Here is a 15,499-nt window from a genome sequence, read left to right on the forward strand (position 1 = left end):
GGAGACGAGCGGTGACGATGTCGTTCCCCAGGTCGTCCGGCAAGGTCAGCCTGCTGTCGAGGGAGACCGGCAGCCTGGCTCGCGGCCTTCCGCCGGCCCGGCCGGAGACCCTGTTCGTGCTCGGGGTCAACGGCGGGATGAGCGTCGCCCCGGACGCCGGTTTTCCACTGGTCTTCGGGCGCAACGAGCCGCAGGTGCACGTCTGCGTCGGCGCCGGTGACCCGCACGTCAGCCGGCGGCAGGGGATCATCACCCGGGAACACTCGCGCTGGGTGCTGAACAACATCGGCCGGCTGCCGATCCGGTTGCCGGGCTCATGCCTGGTGCTCGGCGGCGACCGGGCCGAGCTGCCGCTCGGCTACACGCCGCTGTTCATCGTCGGCCCGCGCCAGGATCACCTGCTGGAGGTCCGGGTCGCCGCGTCGACCTCGCGGTCGGGCGCGACGGACGGGCACGAGGCCGAGACGCGGGACCGCGAGCGATGGGAGCTGAGCCCGGTCGAGAGGCTGGTGCTGGTCTGCCTCAGCCAGCGGTACCTGCGGCACGAACCGCAGCCGCAGCCGCTGACCTGGGCTCAGGTCGCCGCCGAACTGGGCGCGTTGCAGCCGGCCGAGGAGTGGAGCTGGCGGCGGGCGGCCCACATCGTCGCCAAGGTCCGCACCCGGCTCAGCCGTACGGTCCCGGGGCTGCTGGAGAAGGAGATCCCGCCGCCGGTCGGCAACACCCTCAACCACAATCTGATCATCGAACTCCTGGTCACCACGACGATCACCAGGGCCGATCTCGGGCTGCTCGACGAGGAGGCGGTGCCGCCGGCGCCGCCCGGGTGAGCCAGCCGGCGGCGGCGAGGTCAGCTCCCGGAGAGGTACCGCTCGGCGATCTCGACGGTACGGCGGGCCGCTGCCACCATCGCCCGGTCGGCGAACCGGCCGTCCGGCAGCACCGCCGTGCCGGAGTCCCGGGTCTGCGCCTCGGCCACCGCGTCCAGCAGCTCCCGGGCCCGGGACACCTCCTCGGCCGAGGGCCGGAACGCCTCCACGATCACCGGTAGCTGCCGGGGATGGATCGCGGTCCGGCCGAGGAAGCCCATCCGGCGCCCGGCCGCGCACGACTCGGCCAGCCCGGACAGGTCGGTGACGTTGGCGTAGGCCGGCAGCAGCGGCGGGGGCAGGCCGGCGGCGCGGGCGGCGACGACGATCCGGCCGCGTACCCAGGAAAGCCCCTCCTCGGCGGTCACCCCGAGATCGGAGCGCAGGTCCGCCTCGCCGAGCCCGATCGAGGCGACCGCCGGGTCCGCGCCGGCGATCTCGTACGCCCGCTCCACCCCGACCGCCGACTCGACCAGCGGATGCAGCGGCACCGACACCCGCGCGGCGACCGCCCGGACCGCCTCCGGGGACTCCACTTTGGGCAGTCGCAGCCCGGCCAGCCCCGGCACACCGGCCAGGGCGTCGAGGTCGGCGGGCAGATCCGGCCCGGTCAGCTCGTTCACCCGGACGAAGACCGGCACCGGACGGGGGACGGCGACGAACTCGGCGGCGGCCTCCCGGGCGTACGCCTTGCGGGCCGCCACCACCGCGTCCTCCAGGTCCACGATCACCGCGTCGGCACCGGAGTCGACCGCCTTGCCGAACCGGTCCGGCCGGTCGCCCGGCACGTAGAGCAGGGTGAGCAGCATCAGATCGCTCCCGCCGCCCGCAACTGCGCGATCTCCTCGGCGGTGAGGCCGAGCGCGGCCAGCACCTCGTCGGTGTCCTGCCCGTGCGCCCGGCCGGTGTGCCGGATCCGCCCCGGCGTCGTCGACATCCGGAACGGCACGTTCTGCATCCGCACCGGCCCGAGGTCGGGATCCGGCACCGAGACCGCGGTGCCGAGCGCCGTGTACTGCGGGTCGGCCAGGATGTCGCGTACGTCGTAGATCGGCGCGACCGCCGCCTGCGCCTCCTCGAAGGCGGCCACCACCTGGTCCCGGTCCCGGGCCGCCACCCAGGCCCCGACGGCGGCGTCGAGCACGTCTGCGTGCGCGGCCCGGCCGCTGCCGGTGCCGAACCACGGCTCGTCGACCAGTTCGGGGCGGCCGACCAGCCGCAGCACCCGTTCGGCGATGCTCTGCGCACTGGTCGAGACCGCCACCCAGCGCCCGTCCGCACACCGGTACGTGTTCCGGGGGGCATTGTTGTTCGACCGGTTGCCGAGCCGGGGCTGTACGTAGCCGAGCTGGTCGTACCAGGTGATCTGCGGGCCGAGCATCGCCATGATCGGCTCGATGATCGCCAGGTCGACCACCTGCCCGGTGCCGGTGACGTCCCGGGCCCGCAGTGCCAGCATCACGGCGTAGGCGCAGGCCAGCGCGGTCACCGAGTCGGCCAGCCCGAACGGCGGCAGCGTCGGCGGGCCGTCCGGTTCACCGGTCGCGGCGGCGAATCCGCTCATCGCCTCGGCGAGGGTGCCGAACCCGGGCCGCCGGGCATACGGGCCGGACTGGCCGAAGCCGCTGATCCGGGCGATCACCAGCCGGGGGTTGACCTCGTGCAGCTCGGCCGGGCCGATCCCCCAGCGCTCCAGCGTGCCGGGGCGGAAGTTCTCCACCAGTACGTCGGCATCGGCGACCAGCCGGCGCAGCACCTCGGCACCGGCCGGGTCGGAGAGGTTCGCGGTGACGGCCCGCTTGTTGCGGCCGAGTACCTTCCACCAGAGCCCGATCCCGTCCTTCGCCGGCCCGTGTCCCCGGGACGGGTCCGGCTTGGCCGGATGCTCCACCTTGACCACCTCGGCCCCGAAGTCGCCGAGGAACGCGGTGGCGAGCGGGCCGGCGAAAAGCGTCGCCAACTCCACCACCTTCACCCCGGCCAGCGCGGCCGGAGCAGAGTCCTCCGCCGGCACAGCCGGAGCAGAGTCGCCCGCCGTCACGGCAGTCCTCCCGTCGGGTCGACCGACGCCACGAAGACGTCGCCGTTGCCGAGCGCGGCACCGCCGGCCGGAGTGCCGACGGTCAAGCCGCTGACCAGCAGTTTTCCGTCCCCGGCCCGGGTGGCGTAGACGTTCTCCTCGCCGAAGGCGTCCACCGCGTCGTCCCGGGCGGTGCCGTACTGCGCCGCCAGCACCTGCTTGCCGCGCCGGTCCAGCCGCAGGGTGAGCACGTCCGCCGCACCGGCCGGTACGCCCAGGGCACTGCCGGTGAATCCGACCACCGCGACCTCGCCGCCGGGCAGCGCCAGCACCTCGGCACCGGCGTCGTCGCCGGCCCCGCCGCTGACGGTCCGCCACCGCTGCCGGCCGGTTCCGTCGTACGCCACGGTCAGCACGTCGGTGCCGCCGGCGGTGGCCTCCCCGCCGGTGCCGCCGGTGGCGACCACGGTGCCGGTGGTGGTGACGGCGAGCCCGGTCAGCAGGTCGTCGCCGGTGCCGCCCTCGGCGGCCGTCCACTGCCGGGTACCGTCCGGGGTGAACCGGGCCAGCCAGCCGTCCGTGCCGCCCAGGTGCGGGCTGCCGGGCATCCCGGCCGAGGTGCTGCCGGCGAGGTGGACGCCGGAGGCGTCGGCCGCGACCGCGTACGCCTTGTCCTCGCCGGGACCACCGAGCTGGCGGCTCCAGCCCACCCGCCCGTCCGGGCCGAGCCGGACCAGGATCGCGTCCTTGTCACCGGCGCTGGTGCCGCCGTAGGCACCGCTGGTGTAGCCGGCGACGTACGCGCCGCCGTCCGGGGCGGGTGCGACCGCGTAGAACCGGTCGGCCTTGGTCGGGTCGCCGAGCTGGGTCAGCCAGGCCCGCTCGCCGGTGCCGGTCAGCTTGGCCACGAACCCGTCGTCGGCCGGGCTGCCCGGGTGTGCCCCGTCGAGGTCGCCCCGGGTGTAGCCGGCGGCGAGCACGGCGTTGTCGGCGAGCGCCACGACGCCGTAGAGCCGCTCGTTCGCGGGAGTGCCGAACTGCATCGTCCACTGTGGTGTACGGCGGTCCGGCCCGAGCCGGGTGACGACCGCGTCGAGCCCGCCCGCGTACGGCTGGCCGCCGACCGGGCCGGAGGCGGCGTACCCGATGGTGGCGCCGCCGTCCGGTGCCGCCGCGACGCCGCCGGCCCAGTCGGTGCCGCCGGTGCCGAGCGGCGGCCCGGGCAGGCCGGCCGGCGGGGTGACGCTGAGCGTCGGGGCGAGCTGCCGCAGACCGTCCATGAAGGACGGCCGCCAGACGTCCCAGTCGTGACCGCCGTCGACGACCCGGAACTGCGCGGCGACCGCCTCGGAGCGCCGCAGCGTGTTGTAGAGCGTGGCGGCCTCGTAGTCGAGGTCGTGCGCCGCATCCGCCGGGTCGGGGTTGGCCCACTCGTCGTCGCCGACCGCGACGAACATCCGCACCGGCAGCTCCGGGTCGAGGGTCGGCAACAGGGCGGGATAGTTCAGCCGGCGGTAGACGTCGGCGGAGAACCGTTCGTCGCCCGCACCGAAGGCGCCGTACTCCCGGGCCGACGAGTCGGCCGGCGGCAGCGGGCGGTAGACCGCCGGGCTGAGCACCAGCGCGTTGGCGAAGAGGTCCTGGTGGGCCAGGGCGTACCGCAGCGCACCGGCGCCGCCCATCGAATAGCCGCCGACCAGCCGGGCTCCCCGGTGCGCCGAGGTGCGGTAGGTAGCGTCCACATAGGAGACGAGGTCGCGGGTGAGTGCCGTCTCGACCGGCCGCCCCGGGTCGTCCGCCCCGGTGTAGCCGGAGTCGACGTACCAGCTTCCCCGGCCGCTCCACGGCGCGTCCGGGAGTACCGCGATGACCGGCGGCACCTCGCCGTCGGCGATCATCCGGTCCAGGTCGGCCTTCACCCGGGTCCACGCCGACATCGTGTCGCCGCGCCCGTGCAGCAGGTAGAGCACCGGGTACCGGACGGTGGCGTTGCGCCGGTCGGCGTAGCCGTACGGCAGGTAGACGGTGTAGTCGATCGGCGAGCCGAGCGCCGCCGACGGCGCGCTCGCCGTGCTCAGCGTGCCCGCCCGGTCCCGCCCCGCCACGGCTCCGCCGGGCACGGCGCCGACCAGGCCGACCGAGAGCAGCAGTACCCCGGCCACACCGCCGAGCCGCCATGGTCTCCTCATCCGGTCCTCTCCCTCAGGTCTGAAAAATCGGCGGTCACAGGTCGACCGCGCAACGGAAGCCGATCGACTCCGAGCGGGTCAGTCCGGCGCCCAGGGTCAGCAGCTTCACCGACACCCCCGGAGGTTGCGGGCCGCCGTCGAGATACCAGTCCGAGCCGTCGGCCCGGTACGCCGCGCCGCCCTTGAGGATCACGAACCGGGTACGCCCGTCGGTGTGCTCGCTCTCGGTCAGGTTCCACACCAGCGGCTCGGCCCGGCGCAGCAGTCCCCGCTCGGCGGCGACCTGCCACTCGTCCTCGGTCGGCAGCCGCGCCCCGGCCCAGGCCGCGTACGCCCGGGCGTCGGCCAGCTCCACGTGGGTGGCCGGCCCGTCGGCCGGTCCCGGCAGCCCGCCGTCCGCCCACGGCCAGCGCTCCGGCCGGACCGGGCGGTAGCCGGTGGCCCGGACGAACTCGGCGTACTCGGCGTTGCTCACCTCGCGCTCGCCGATCGCGAACCGTCCGAGCCGGACGGTCCGGTGCAGGGTCACCGGCTGGTGCAGCCGGGGTGGCAGCGGCTTCCACTCGTCGACGTACGGCGCCTCGCCGTACAGCCCGGTCTCGCGCTGCCGGTGCCGGACCAGCAGCTCCCGCCGCCCGCCGTCGACCGCCCGCATCCCGTCCGGTACGTCGGCTCGGCGCACCACCGGAGCCGGTACGCGGACCGCCGAGCGGGCCGGGAAGTTCGGGTCACCTTCGGCGGGGGCGTGCCGGGGCAGGGTCAGCGCCTCGACCGTGCCGAGCACGGCGGCGATCCCGCCGGCCGGCAGCGCCCCGCCGACCGCCACCCGACCGGGGCCGGCCGAGGTGGCGGTCAGCTCGGTGCCGGTGGTCAGCTCGTACCAGCGGTGGCCGGGACGCTCCTCGGTGACCAGCCACGGCCCGTCGTACGCTCCGCCCCGGTTGACGACCGTCCACAACGGAATGCCGTCGTGCAGCCAGCGGGAGGCGTAGATCTCGGTCCCGGCGACCTGGTCGGCGAGCGGGGCCCAGTCCTCGGCGCGCAGCCAGGCAGCGTGACTCCGCTGCACCCGGCGCATCGCCGCCAGCACCGCCCGGTCCCGCTCGTTCCAGCCGACCCAGACCCCGAAGACGCTCTCCCAGACCAGCACCCCGACCCCGTTGAGCCAGGCCGAATGCAGTTCGTCGAGATGGCTGCGGTGCCAGCGCCGGGTGTGGTGCAGCAGGTGCCGCCGCTCGAACCACTTGGCGCGGAGTACGCCCGGCACCGGCGAGTCGGCGAACCACTGCGCCCAGGACATCGCGTGGTCGGCGATCCGGGCCAACGGCACCCGCGACTCCCCCTCCAGCACGATGCCGGGCCGGGCCGCGTCCAGGGTCTTCCGCAGTTCGCCCGCGCCCTCCTTGAGGGTGTCCAGGAAGACCCCGTCCACACCCAGCCAGCCGACCAGCGCGGCCACCTCGTCCGGGTCGGTGCGCCGGGGCCGGCGAGTGCCGACGTCCCACGGGTTGTAGTCGACGAAGACCCGTACGCCGCGCGCCTGGAAGGCCCGGACCACCTCGGGCAGCTCCGGTACCTGCCGGTAGAAGTCGAACTGGTTGCGGTCGTCCAGCCCGATCACCGGGTACGCGTGCCAGAGCACCACCCCGTCGAAGCCGCCGAAGTCGCGTTCCGCGCCATCGAGGAAACTGTCGACGGTGAAGACGCCGCGTTCGGCGTCGTAGAGCGACTCGTCCCAGAGCCAGGCCAGGCAGACGGTGAAGCAGTCCCCGGCGATCTCGGCGTAGTGCCCGCCGTCGTAGCCGAGCCGGGCCCGCGCCTCGGTCCGCCAGCGGGTCAGCCGGTCCCGCCAGGCCGGCCAGTCCGCCGGGTCGTCCGGGGCGGCGAAGATCTTCGCCTCGTCCAGCACCGACAGGTCGGCACCGGCCGCCAGCGGCACCGCCGTGGGCAGGTCGATCGGCCTCGGCAGATAGGGGTTGAACGTCATAGCGGCTCCGGATAGCTCTGTGCGTAGAGGGCGTCGATCTCGTCCCGGGTGGGCAGCGCGGTGGAGGCGCCGGGCCGCCGCGCGCAGGCGGCGCCCGCCGCGCAGGCCCAGCGCAGCGCCGCCGTCACCGCCGCCGGCTCGACCGGCCCGCGCCGCTGTGCCCAGGCCACCGCCAGCGCCCCGGTGAACGCGTCCCCGGCGGCGGTGGTGTCCACCGCGTCGATCGTCGGCGCCTCGACCGCGAGCCGCAGGCCGAGCCGGTCGGTGTAACACGCGCCCCGGGCACCGAGAGTCAGCACCACCCGGGGGACCAGGTGCAGCAGGGCGTCCAGCAGGGCGTCGAGGCCGGTCTCGGCGGGGAGGCCGGCCACCATCGCCGCCTCGACCTGGTTGACCACCAGCACGTCCACCACGTCGAGCAGCTCCGCCGGCAACTGCCGGGCCGGTGCGGCGTTCAGCACCACCGTGGTACCGGCGGTCCGGCCCCATCCGGCGGCCTGGGTCACCGCCGGCAGCGGTACCTCCAACTGGCACAGCAGGACGTCCGCCGCCGCCACCACGGCCTGGTCGTCGGCGTCCAGGCTGGTCAGTTCGGCGTTCGCGCCCGGGGCCACCACGATCAGGTTCTCGGCGTCGGCGTCCACCGCGATCAGCGCCACCCCGGACGGACCCGGCACGGTACGCAGCCGGCGCAGGTCCACCCCCGCCCCGGCCAGGTTGGCCCGGAGCTGGTCGGCGAAGCCGTCCTGCCCGACCGCGCCGACGAAGTCGCACCTGGCCCCGGCCCTGGCCGCCGCCACCGCCTGGTTGGCCCCCTTGCCGCCGGGGATGGTCCGCAGCGCGTCGCCGAGCACCGTCTCGCCGGGCCTGGGCAGCGTCGGCGTCGACACCACCAGGTCCAGGTTGGCGCTGCCGACCACCACCACCCGGACCTCGCCGGATCCGCCCGTCATGCCGGCCCACCTTCTCGCGACTGCCGGGCTCGCGGCACCCGCTCGCACCTCGCGCTCACGATTCCTCCCCGCCCTCGCTCACGATTCCGCCCCGCCCCGGACCAGCCGCCGGGTCCGCTCGGCCAGCTCGGCGAACTCCACGCCGTCGAAGCCGGCGATGCTACTGCGCAGCCGGCCGCGCAGCGGTCCGGTCCACTCGGCCGGCAGTGCGGCGGCACCGGTCAGTGCCCCGGTCACCGAGCCGACCGTCGCCCCGGTGGAGTCGGTGTCCCAACCACCGCTGACCACCGCGCAGATCGACCGGACCAGGTCGCCCCGCCCGTACGCCAGTGCCGCCGCCACCAGGGCGGCGTTGTTGCGTACGTGCACCCAGTGCAGGTGGCCGTGCCGGGCGTAGAGGGTGTCGAGCACCGACTCCCAGTCGGTCGAGCCGGCCGCCGCCTCGGCACCGAGCGCCCGGGCCTCGCGTACCGTCGCCGCGAACCGGCTCTGCGGCGGCAACACCGACTCGCCCGCGTCGAGTACGGCGTCCACGTCGGAGGCCACCACGGCGGCCGAGGTCATCGCCGCCACCCAGAGCGCACCGTGCACCCCGCCCCGGAGGTGGCTGACGACCGCGTCCCGGTACGCCAGCTCGGCCGCCAGGTCCGGCCGGCCCGGGTGCACCCAGCCGTACACGTCGGTGCGGATCTGGGCGCCGATCCACTCCCGGAACGGGTTGTGCCGCAGCGCCGTCGCCGGTGGGGCCAGCCCGAGCAGCAGGTTCCGGTACGCCACCCGCTCGGCGGTGAAGACCCGTCCCCCGGGCAGCCAGTCCAGCCACGCCTGGGCCACGTCGGCGCTGGTGAACTCCCGGCCGTGCGTCTCCAGCACCCGCAACGCCAGCAGCGCGAAGTTGAGGTCGTCGTCCTCCGGCATCCCGTCGATGTTCTCGGCCAGGCTGGTCGGCGCGCTGCGCCGGTTCCACGGCCACCGGGCCGCCACCTCGGCCGGCAGGCCGACCCCGGTGAAGTAGCCGGCCAGCGGCCACCGTCCGGTGGCGGTCAGGATCTCCCGGATGCCCTGCCGGGAAATCTTCTCCACCGGCTTGCCGAGCAGGCAGCCGACCGCCCGGCCCAGCCAGCCGCCGTGCACCCGGTCCGGCTCCGGCGCCCCGGTCGGCAGCCCGTACTCCGTCGGCCAGCTCGCCCGGATCGCGGCCAGCTCGGTCGGCTCGGTCGCCGACCGGACCGGCGGCAGCGCGTCACACTCGTCGAGCAGTTCCGCGGCCAGCACCCGCAACTCCGGACCGGCCGGCTCTGCGGACGCCCCGCTGACCGGCGGTAGCACCGAACCGCCGGCCGCCGCCCAGCGCCGCGCGACCGCCGAGACGTCCCGCCCCTCGTCGGCGCTGGCCGCCAGCTCGTGCGGCAGCAGATCCTCCGGCTGCACCCAGGTCAATCTCACGACGACAGTCCGGCGAACCGCTCGGCGCGCCGGGTGAACCGCTCGCGGTCCCGCGCGAAGACCTCCGCCGCCACCTCGGCCAGCTCCTTGGCCGGACCGACCAGGTCGGTCCGGGACGCCTCGGCGACCGTTGCCGACCACTCGGCCGGGACCGCCGCCGCCCCGCCGAGTGCCCCGGCGATCGCCCCGGCCATCGTCGCGGTCGAGTCGGCGTCCCGGCCGTAGTTGACCGCGCCGAGCACCGCCTCGGACAGCTCCCCCCGGGCCACCACGAGCATGCCGAGGGCCACCGGCAACTCCTCGATGGAGTGCAGCCGGCTGGGCCGCCGCGCCCCCAGCCCCGGGTTGCGGTACTCCTCGCCCACCGTGTCGTACGGGGCCACCGCGGCGCGCAGCGGTGCGATGGCGTCACGCCAGTCGGCGTACCCCTCGGCCTCCTTGACCACGGCGGCGATCGCCGCGCGGGTGCCGTCCCGGGCCAGGTCGAGCACGGCGGCCAGCACGTCGTCGACGCCCGCGCCGGGGGCCATCGCCGCCGCCACCGCCGCGGCCAGCACCGCCGCCGCCTCCCGGCCGTAGCTGTGCTGGTGCGCCCCGGCGATCTCCACCGCCTCGGCGTACGCGCCGGCCGGGTCGCCCGCGTTCACGATCCCCACCGGGGCCATGTACATGGCGGCACCGCAGTTGACGATGTTGCCGACACCGCCCTCCCGGGGGTCGGCGTGCGCGTGGTGCAGGCGGGTGACCAGCCACCGTTCGGCGGCGGCGAGGCGGTGGAAGGTCACCCCCTCCCGCTCCAGGTCGGGGATGTAGACCACCCGCTCGAGCAGGTCGGGCACGAGCAGTTCCACCACGTCGTACGCGTCGAGGTGGTCGCGCTTGTTCGCGTACGCCCGCACCAGCGCGTGGGTCATCAACGTGTCGTCGGTGATGTGCCCGTCGCCCTTGTGGTACGGCGCCAGTGGCCGCGCGGTGGCCCAGTCGGCGTGGAACGGCGGTGCGACACCCCGCACCCAGTCGCCGTACCGGGCCCGGATCTGCTCGGGCAGCGCCGTTTCCGTGGCCCCGCCGAGGGCGTCGCCCACCGCGGCGCCGACCAGGCAGCCGACCGACTTGTCGAGCAAGTGTTCCATGGTTACCTCAGGACCTGCTTCCCACCGTCGACGAGCTGCGTACCGAGCTGGTCGAGCGTGATCTTGTTGGCGAAGTACTGCTGGAGGGCCGGAGTGGCGTACTTCAGCTTCCACTCCGGGTAGCCGTCGACCATCTGGAACGGCGCCACCGTGAGATCCTCGGCGCTGTCCGCCGCGACGTCCCAGCCCTGCTTGCCGCCGGTCACCTTGACCAGATCCTCGTTCGCCTGCTTACCGGTCGGCACCAGCCAGTCGCCCTTGGCCAACGCGGCCATGTTGGTCGGGTTGAGGAAGTACTCCAGGAACTGCGCCGCCTGCTTCTGGTGCGCCGAGTCGGCCGCGACCGAGAGGGTCTGCGGGTTGGCGGCCTGGTTGGCGGAGACGCCCTTCACCGGCGGGATCGTCACCCACTCGAAGCCGGCCGGCGCCTGCTCGACCATCTGCTGGCGCAGCGAGACCGAGCCGGGAATCATCGCGTACTTGCCGGCGAAGAAGCCGGGCAGGGTGTCGGCGCCGCTCATCCCCAGCGCCTCCGGCGAGGCGGTCTTGCTGGTGTAGAGCATGTCGTGGATCCGCCTCGGCACCTCCTTCTCGGCGTCCCCGATCCGCACCTCGGTCCTGCCGCCGTCGGTGTAGAAGTACTTGCCGTCGAAGTTGAGCGCCAGGTTCAGCACCCGGTTGGTCGGCGACTTCAGCGCCCAGGCGACGCCGTACCTGCCGGGGCCGGTCAGCTTCTGCGCGTTGGCCTGGAACTCGTCCCAGGTCCAGCCGCCGTCGGCGGGCGGCACCGCGACGCCGGCCGCGTCCAGCAGCTTCTTGTTGGCGATCACGACCTGCGACTCCAGCAGGAACGGCACGCCGGTGACCTTGCCGTCGAAGGTCGCGGTGTCCCAGATCCCCTTGTCGATCTGGCCCTTGAAGTCGTCGGAGAGCAGGCCGGAGAGGTCGGCCAGGTAGCCCTGCTTGCTGAACTCGCCGATCGACGCCGCCTCGTAGTGCACGATGTCCGGGGCGTCGCCGCCCTCGAAGGCGGTCAGCAACTGGTCGTGTACCGAGTTCCAGTCACCCTGGACGTACTCGACCTGGATGTCCGGGTGTTCGGCGTTCCACTTGGCGACCAGGTCCTTGTTGGCCTGGAGCGACTCCTTCTGCCAGGCCAGGCTGAGAAACCGCAGCTTGACCGGACCGGAACTCTCGTCGTCTCCGCTCCCGCCGCCGCACGCGGCGAGCGCACCCAGTCCGACGACGCCCGCCAGCGCGGCGGCGGCGAGTCGTCGGGAAACTCTGTCGAGCACGGGGGATACCTCCTGTTGCTGGTTGTGGTGGGGGTGTGTGTAGCTATCCCTTGACAGCGCCCGCGAGCGACCCGGAGGCCAGCCGGCGCTGCATGACGGCGAAGAAGACCAGGCTCGGGATGGTGGCCAGCAGCGAGCCGGCGGCCAGCGGCCCGAGCCGGGCGGTGCCCTCGATGCCGACGAACCGGGCCAGCGCGACCGGCAGGGTCGCCAGCTCCGGAGTCTTGATCAGCACCAGGGCGAAGAAGAACTCGTTCCAGGCGGAGATGAACGCGAACAGCGCGGTGGCGACCAGGCCGGGGGTGAGCAACGGGAAGATCACCCGACGCAGCGTCTGTATCCGGTTGGCGCCGTCGACCGAGGCCGCCTCCTCCAGGTCGCGCGGGATGTTGCGGACGAAGCCCTGGAGCATCCAGAGCGCGAACGGCAGCGCCCAGACCACGTAGATCAGCACCAGCCCGGCGTGCGTGTTGGCCAGCCCGGCCTGCCGGAGTACCAGGAAGATCGGGATGATCAGCAGCACGAAGGGGAAGAGCTGGGAGAGGAGTACCCAGCCCAGCGCGACCGTGCCCAGCCGGGTCCGGAAGCGCGCCAGCGCGTACGACGCCGGGGTCGCGATCAGCACGGTGAGCAGTGCCGAGGCGAGCGACACCTGGATGCTGTTCCAGGCCGCCCGGCCGAGGTCCTGCTCGGTGAACGCCTGCACGAAGTTGGCCAGCGTCGGGCTCTCCGGTATCAGCGTCGGGTGCAGTTTGACCAGCTCACGGGGCGGCTTGAACGAGGTGGAGAGCAGCCACACCAGCGGGAACGCCAGGAAGACCAGGTACGCCGAGAGGGCCAGGTACTGCAGGCCCCGGCCGACCCGCCTGCGGCGCCCGGGCCTGCGCGTCACGTCGGTCCGCGCCATCGTCAGTTCGCCTCCCGTAGCCGGCGACGCAGGTACACCGCGAGCAATGCCACGACGATCACCACCATCACGTTGCCGAGCGCCGCCGCGTAGCCGTAGTTGCCGTACCGGAACGCCTCCTCGTAGGCGAAGAGCATCGGCAGCATGGTGCGGCCGCCCGGCCCACCGGCGGTCAGCACGTAGACCAGCCCGAACGAGTTGAAGTTCCAGATGAAGTCCAGGGAGGTGATCGCCACGATCACCGGCATCAGCGAGGGGAGCGTGACGCTGCGGAACCGCTGCCACGCGCCGGCCCCGTCCATCGCGGCCGCCTCGTGCAGTTCGCGCGGCACCCCCTGCAAACCCGCCAGGAGTACGACGGTGGTCTGCGGCATGCCGGCCCAGACCCCGACGAGGATCACCGCAGGCAAGGCGGTGTTGAAGTCGCCGAGCCAGGTGGTGCGGAGCCCGTCCGCGCCGATCCGGTGCAGGAACTCGTTGAGCAGGCCGGCGTCCGGGTGGTAGACCAGCCGCCACAGGATGCCGACCACCACCGGTGGCATCGCCCAGGGCACCACGGCGAGCACCCGGGCCACGCCCCGGAACCGCAGCCGCTGGTCGAGCAGCAGTGCCAGCCCGAGGGCGAGCAGGAACTGGAGCACCGTCACCGCGAACGCCCAGAGCAGGCCGATCCGGAAGGAACTCCAGAACAGGCTGTCGCCGAGCAGTTCCCGGTAGTTCGCCAGGCCGGTGAAGCTGACCTCGACGTTCCGGCCGGCCCGGGCGTCGGTGAAGCCGAGGTAGATGCCGCGCAACAGCGGGAACACCGACAGCACCAGTACCGGCAGCAGGGACGGGAGCAGCAGTAGGTAGACGGTGGTCCGGTCGGAGCGGCGGCGCCGGGAGCGGTCCCCCCGCCCGGTCCGGTCGACGTCGGGTCGTTCGGCCAGCGTGGTCACGAGGTCACCCCCAGGGCACCGTCGGCCGGGGCCGCCGGAGGTCGGCTCGCCGGGCCGCTCGATGGCCGCCGGGTCGGTGGCGGACCGCTTCGGGTGGGCCGGCCGACGGTGCTGGAGGCGCGTACCGCCAGGCTCGGCGCGACGTGTTCGCGCCGGGGCGGCAGGTCGGGGTCGGCGATCCGCTCCAGCAGAAGTTCGGCCGCCCGCCGTCCCCGGTCGGCGGAGCCGAGCGAGACGCTGGAGAGCTGCGGAAACGCCATCTGCGCCAGCTCGGTGTCGTCCATGCCGACCAGCGCCACGTCCTCGGGTACCCGGCGCCCCTCGGTGAGCAGCGCGTGCAGGGCACCGACCGCGATCAGGTCGTTGGCGCAGAGCAGCGCGTCGGGCTCGGCCCGGGCGAACAGCCGGGCGGCGGCGTCCCGGCCGGCAGCGTACTGGAAGTCGCCGACCTCGATCAGCCGCTCGTCGACCGGGATGCCGTGGCTGGCCAGCGCGGCACGGAAGCCGGCGTCCCGGGCCACGCCCGGCACCGTGTCCAGCGGGCCGTTGACGAAGCCGATCCGCTGCCGGCCGGCCGCGACCAGGTGATCGACGGCGAGCGCCACACCGGCCCGGGAGTCGGTCCGGACGTTGTCCACCGGTGCGTCGTCGGGCAACTGTCCGACCACGACGACCGGTACCGGGCTGACCACGATCGCGTCGAGGTGGCTGTCGGTGATCCGGATCGGGGACATGATCATGCCGTCCACGTACCGGTTGGCCAGCCGGCGCAGCAGGTCGGTCTCGCTGTCGATCTCGCCGCCGGTGGCGTGCACCAGGAGTTGCCGACCGGAGGAGGCGACGACGGCCTCGATGGCCCGCATCATCGCCACGTAGACCGGGTTGCCGATGTCGGCGACGGCGAGTGCGACCAGGCCGGTGCGCTGGGCCTGGAGGGACCGGGCGATGGCGTTCGGCACGTAGCCGACCTCGGCCGCCGCCTCGCGGACCCGGCGGATCGTCTCGGCGCTGCCGCCGACGCCGTTCAGGACACGCGAGGCCGAGGCGATCGAGACGCCGGCCCGGGCGGCCACCGTGTGCACGGTCGGCCGGCCGTCGGCGGCGGGCTGTAAACGTTTACGACCCATGCACCGAACCTCCGCTCCTGACTTGTAAACGTTTCCGGGGAGTCTGCTCCGCTCCCCGCGACCCGTCAAGACTCCGTTACGAAAACGTTTCGTCCCTGCTCAGCACGATGGCGGCGGGACGCCGCCGCTCGGGACGGCCAGATTTCTCCGGCCGGCGTGTCGATCCGGCGGGCCGCCGAACGTGTAGAGGTGGAGAGGCCGCCGGTGCCGTGCCGGCGGCGGGACAGGAGGTCGCGCACCATGCAGCAGTACCTGCTCAGCATCTACCAGGGCGACGGCGAGCCGCCGGGACCGGAGATCCTGGATCCGATCATGGCGAACCTGGCGGCCCTGAACCAGGAGATGAAGGCCGCCGGAGCGTGGGTCTTCTCCGCCGGACTGCACCCGGCGAGCACCGCGACCGTGCTCCGTCCTCGCGACGGCGAGGTGCTGATGACCGACGGGCCGTACACCGAGGGCAAGGAGCACCTAGGCGGGTTCACCGTGATCCGCGCCCCCGACCTCGACGCCGCACTGGAGTGGGGCGGCAAGCTGGCCCGGGCGATCGGCCTGCTGCCGATCGAGGTACGGCCACTGGCCGACGAGGCCGAGAGTTGCGACCCGCCCCGTGGCTGAGCCGCCCGACCCGGCACCAG

Annotated in this window: 13 protein-coding genes; 2 read left to right on the top strand and 11 right to left on the bottom strand. The window is 73.8% G+C overall.

Annotated elements, in window-relative coordinates; all coding sequences use genetic code 11:
- Positions 1-11: 11 nt before the first annotated feature.
- Positions 12-830: a hypothetical protein gene (locus ACQEVC_RS01235; protein WP_432872516.1), complete on the top strand. Its 819-nt coding sequence runs from the start codon at positions 12-14 to the stop codon at positions 828-830.
- A 20-nt stretch (positions 831-850) separates the two neighbouring features.
- Here ACQEVC_RS01235 and ACQEVC_RS01240 read toward each other — a convergent pair whose 3' ends face one another.
- The 11 genes from ACQEVC_RS01240 to ACQEVC_RS01290 form a co-directional block, all read right to left on the bottom strand.
- Positions 851-1,678: an HpcH/HpaI aldolase/citrate lyase family protein gene (locus ACQEVC_RS01240; protein ID WP_432872518.1), complete on the bottom strand. Its 828-nt coding sequence runs from the start codon at positions 1,676-1,678 to the stop codon at positions 851-853.
- Positions 1,678-2,883, bottom strand: coding sequence for a CaiB/BaiF CoA transferase family protein (locus tag ACQEVC_RS01245; protein WP_432872520.1), 1,206 nt, complete (start codon positions 2,881-2,883; stop codon positions 1,678-1,680). The genes ACQEVC_RS01240 and ACQEVC_RS01245 overlap by 1 nt, the downstream gene beginning before the upstream one ends.
- A gap of 23 nt (positions 2,884-2,906) precedes the next feature.
- The gene (locus ACQEVC_RS01250) at positions 2,907-5,078 is read right to left on the bottom strand and encodes an alpha/beta hydrolase-fold protein (protein WP_432872522.1); all 2,172 of its coding nucleotides are present in this window, start codon (positions 5,076-5,078) and stop codon (positions 2,907-2,909) included.
- Positions 5,079-5,112: 34 nt separating this feature from the next.
- Positions 5,113-7,065, bottom strand: a complete 1,953-nt coding sequence (locus tag ACQEVC_RS01255) for an SUMF1/EgtB/PvdO family nonheme iron enzyme (RefSeq protein WP_432872524.1) — start codon at positions 7,063-7,065, stop codon at positions 5,113-5,115.
- Positions 7,062-8,018: a ribokinase gene (locus tag ACQEVC_RS01260; RefSeq protein WP_432872526.1), complete on the bottom strand. Its 957-nt coding sequence runs from the start codon at positions 8,016-8,018 to the stop codon at positions 7,062-7,064. The genes ACQEVC_RS01255 and ACQEVC_RS01260 overlap by 4 nt, the downstream gene beginning before the upstream one ends.
- Positions 8,019-8,096: 78 nt before the next feature.
- On the bottom strand, positions 8,097-9,464 hold the full coding sequence (locus tag ACQEVC_RS01265; protein WP_432872528.1) for an ADP-ribosylglycohydrolase family protein: 1,368 nt from the start codon (positions 9,462-9,464) through the stop codon (positions 8,097-8,099).
- Positions 9,461-10,597, bottom strand: coding sequence for an ADP-ribosylglycohydrolase family protein (locus ACQEVC_RS01270; RefSeq protein ID WP_432872530.1), 1,137 nt, complete (start codon positions 10,595-10,597; stop codon positions 9,461-9,463). The genes ACQEVC_RS01265 and ACQEVC_RS01270 overlap by 4 nt, the downstream gene beginning before the upstream one ends.
- 2 nt (positions 10,598-10,599) lie before the next feature.
- The gene (locus ACQEVC_RS01275) at positions 10,600-11,892 is read right to left on the bottom strand and encodes an ABC transporter substrate-binding protein (RefSeq protein ID WP_432872532.1); all 1,293 of its coding nucleotides are present in this window, start codon (positions 11,890-11,892) and stop codon (positions 10,600-10,602) included.
- A gap of 43 nt (positions 11,893-11,935) precedes the next feature.
- Positions 11,936-12,799 (bottom strand): carbohydrate ABC transporter permease, encoded by an 864-nt coding sequence (locus ACQEVC_RS01280; RefSeq protein WP_432872534.1) that lies wholly within the window; start codon positions 12,797-12,799, stop codon positions 11,936-11,938.
- Positions 12,800-12,801: 2 nt separating this feature from the next.
- Positions 12,802-13,737, bottom strand: a complete 936-nt coding sequence (locus ACQEVC_RS01285; protein WP_432872535.1) for a carbohydrate ABC transporter permease — start codon at positions 13,735-13,737, stop codon at positions 12,802-12,804.
- Complete coding sequence (locus ACQEVC_RS01290) at positions 13,734-14,864, bottom strand: LacI family DNA-binding transcriptional regulator (RefSeq protein WP_432872537.1); 1,131 nt, start codon at positions 14,862-14,864, stop codon at positions 13,734-13,736. The genes ACQEVC_RS01285 and ACQEVC_RS01290 overlap by 4 nt, the downstream gene beginning before the upstream one ends.
- Before the next feature lie 240 nt (positions 14,865-15,104).
- On the opposite strand from ACQEVC_RS01290, the gene ACQEVC_RS01295 reads away from it, so the two are divergent.
- Positions 15,105-15,479 carry a YciI family protein gene (locus ACQEVC_RS01295; protein WP_432872539.1) on the top strand — a complete coding sequence of 125 codons (375 nt, stop codon included), beginning with the start codon at positions 15,105-15,107 and terminating at the stop codon, positions 15,477-15,479.
- The last annotated feature ends 20 nt before the right edge of the window (positions 15,480-15,499 follow it).

It is taken from the genome of Plantactinospora sp. CA-294935, assembly GCF_050936445.1.
In the GTDB taxonomy this organism is placed as follows: domain Bacteria; phylum Actinomycetota; class Actinomycetes; order Mycobacteriales; family Micromonosporaceae; genus Plantactinospora.

Bases quoted from the DNA above. Each gene is read 5' to 3' on its own strand.
- ACQEVC_RS01240 (WP_432872518.1), bottom strand. From the start codon at position 1,678: ATGCTGCTCACCCTGCTCTACGTGCCGGGCGACCGGCCGGACCGGTTC.
- ACQEVC_RS01250 (WP_432872522.1), bottom strand. From the start codon at position 5,078: ATGAGGAGACCATGGCGGCTCGGCGGTGTGGCCGGGGTACTGCTGCTC.
- ACQEVC_RS01255 (WP_432872524.1), bottom strand. From the start codon at position 7,065: ATGACGTTCAACCCCTATCTGCCGAGGCCGATCGACCTGCCCACGGCG.
- ACQEVC_RS01260 (WP_432872526.1), bottom strand. From the start codon at position 8,018: ATGACGGGCGGATCCGGCGAGGTCCGGGTGGTGGTGGTCGGCAGCGCC.
- ACQEVC_RS01270 (WP_432872530.1), bottom strand. From the start codon at position 10,597: ATGGAACACTTGCTCGACAAGTCGGTCGGCTGCCTGGTCGGCGCCGCG.
- ACQEVC_RS01280 (WP_432872534.1), bottom strand. From the start codon at position 12,799: ATGGCGCGGACCGACGTGACGCGCAGGCCCGGGCGCCGCAGGCGGGTC.
- ACQEVC_RS01290 (WP_432872537.1), bottom strand. From the start codon at position 14,864: ATGGGTCGTAAACGTTTACAGCCCGCCGCCGACGGCCGGCCGACCGTG.
- ACQEVC_RS01295 (WP_432872539.1), top strand. From the start codon at position 15,105: ATGCAGCAGTACCTGCTCAGCATCTACCAGGGCGACGGCGAGCCGCCG.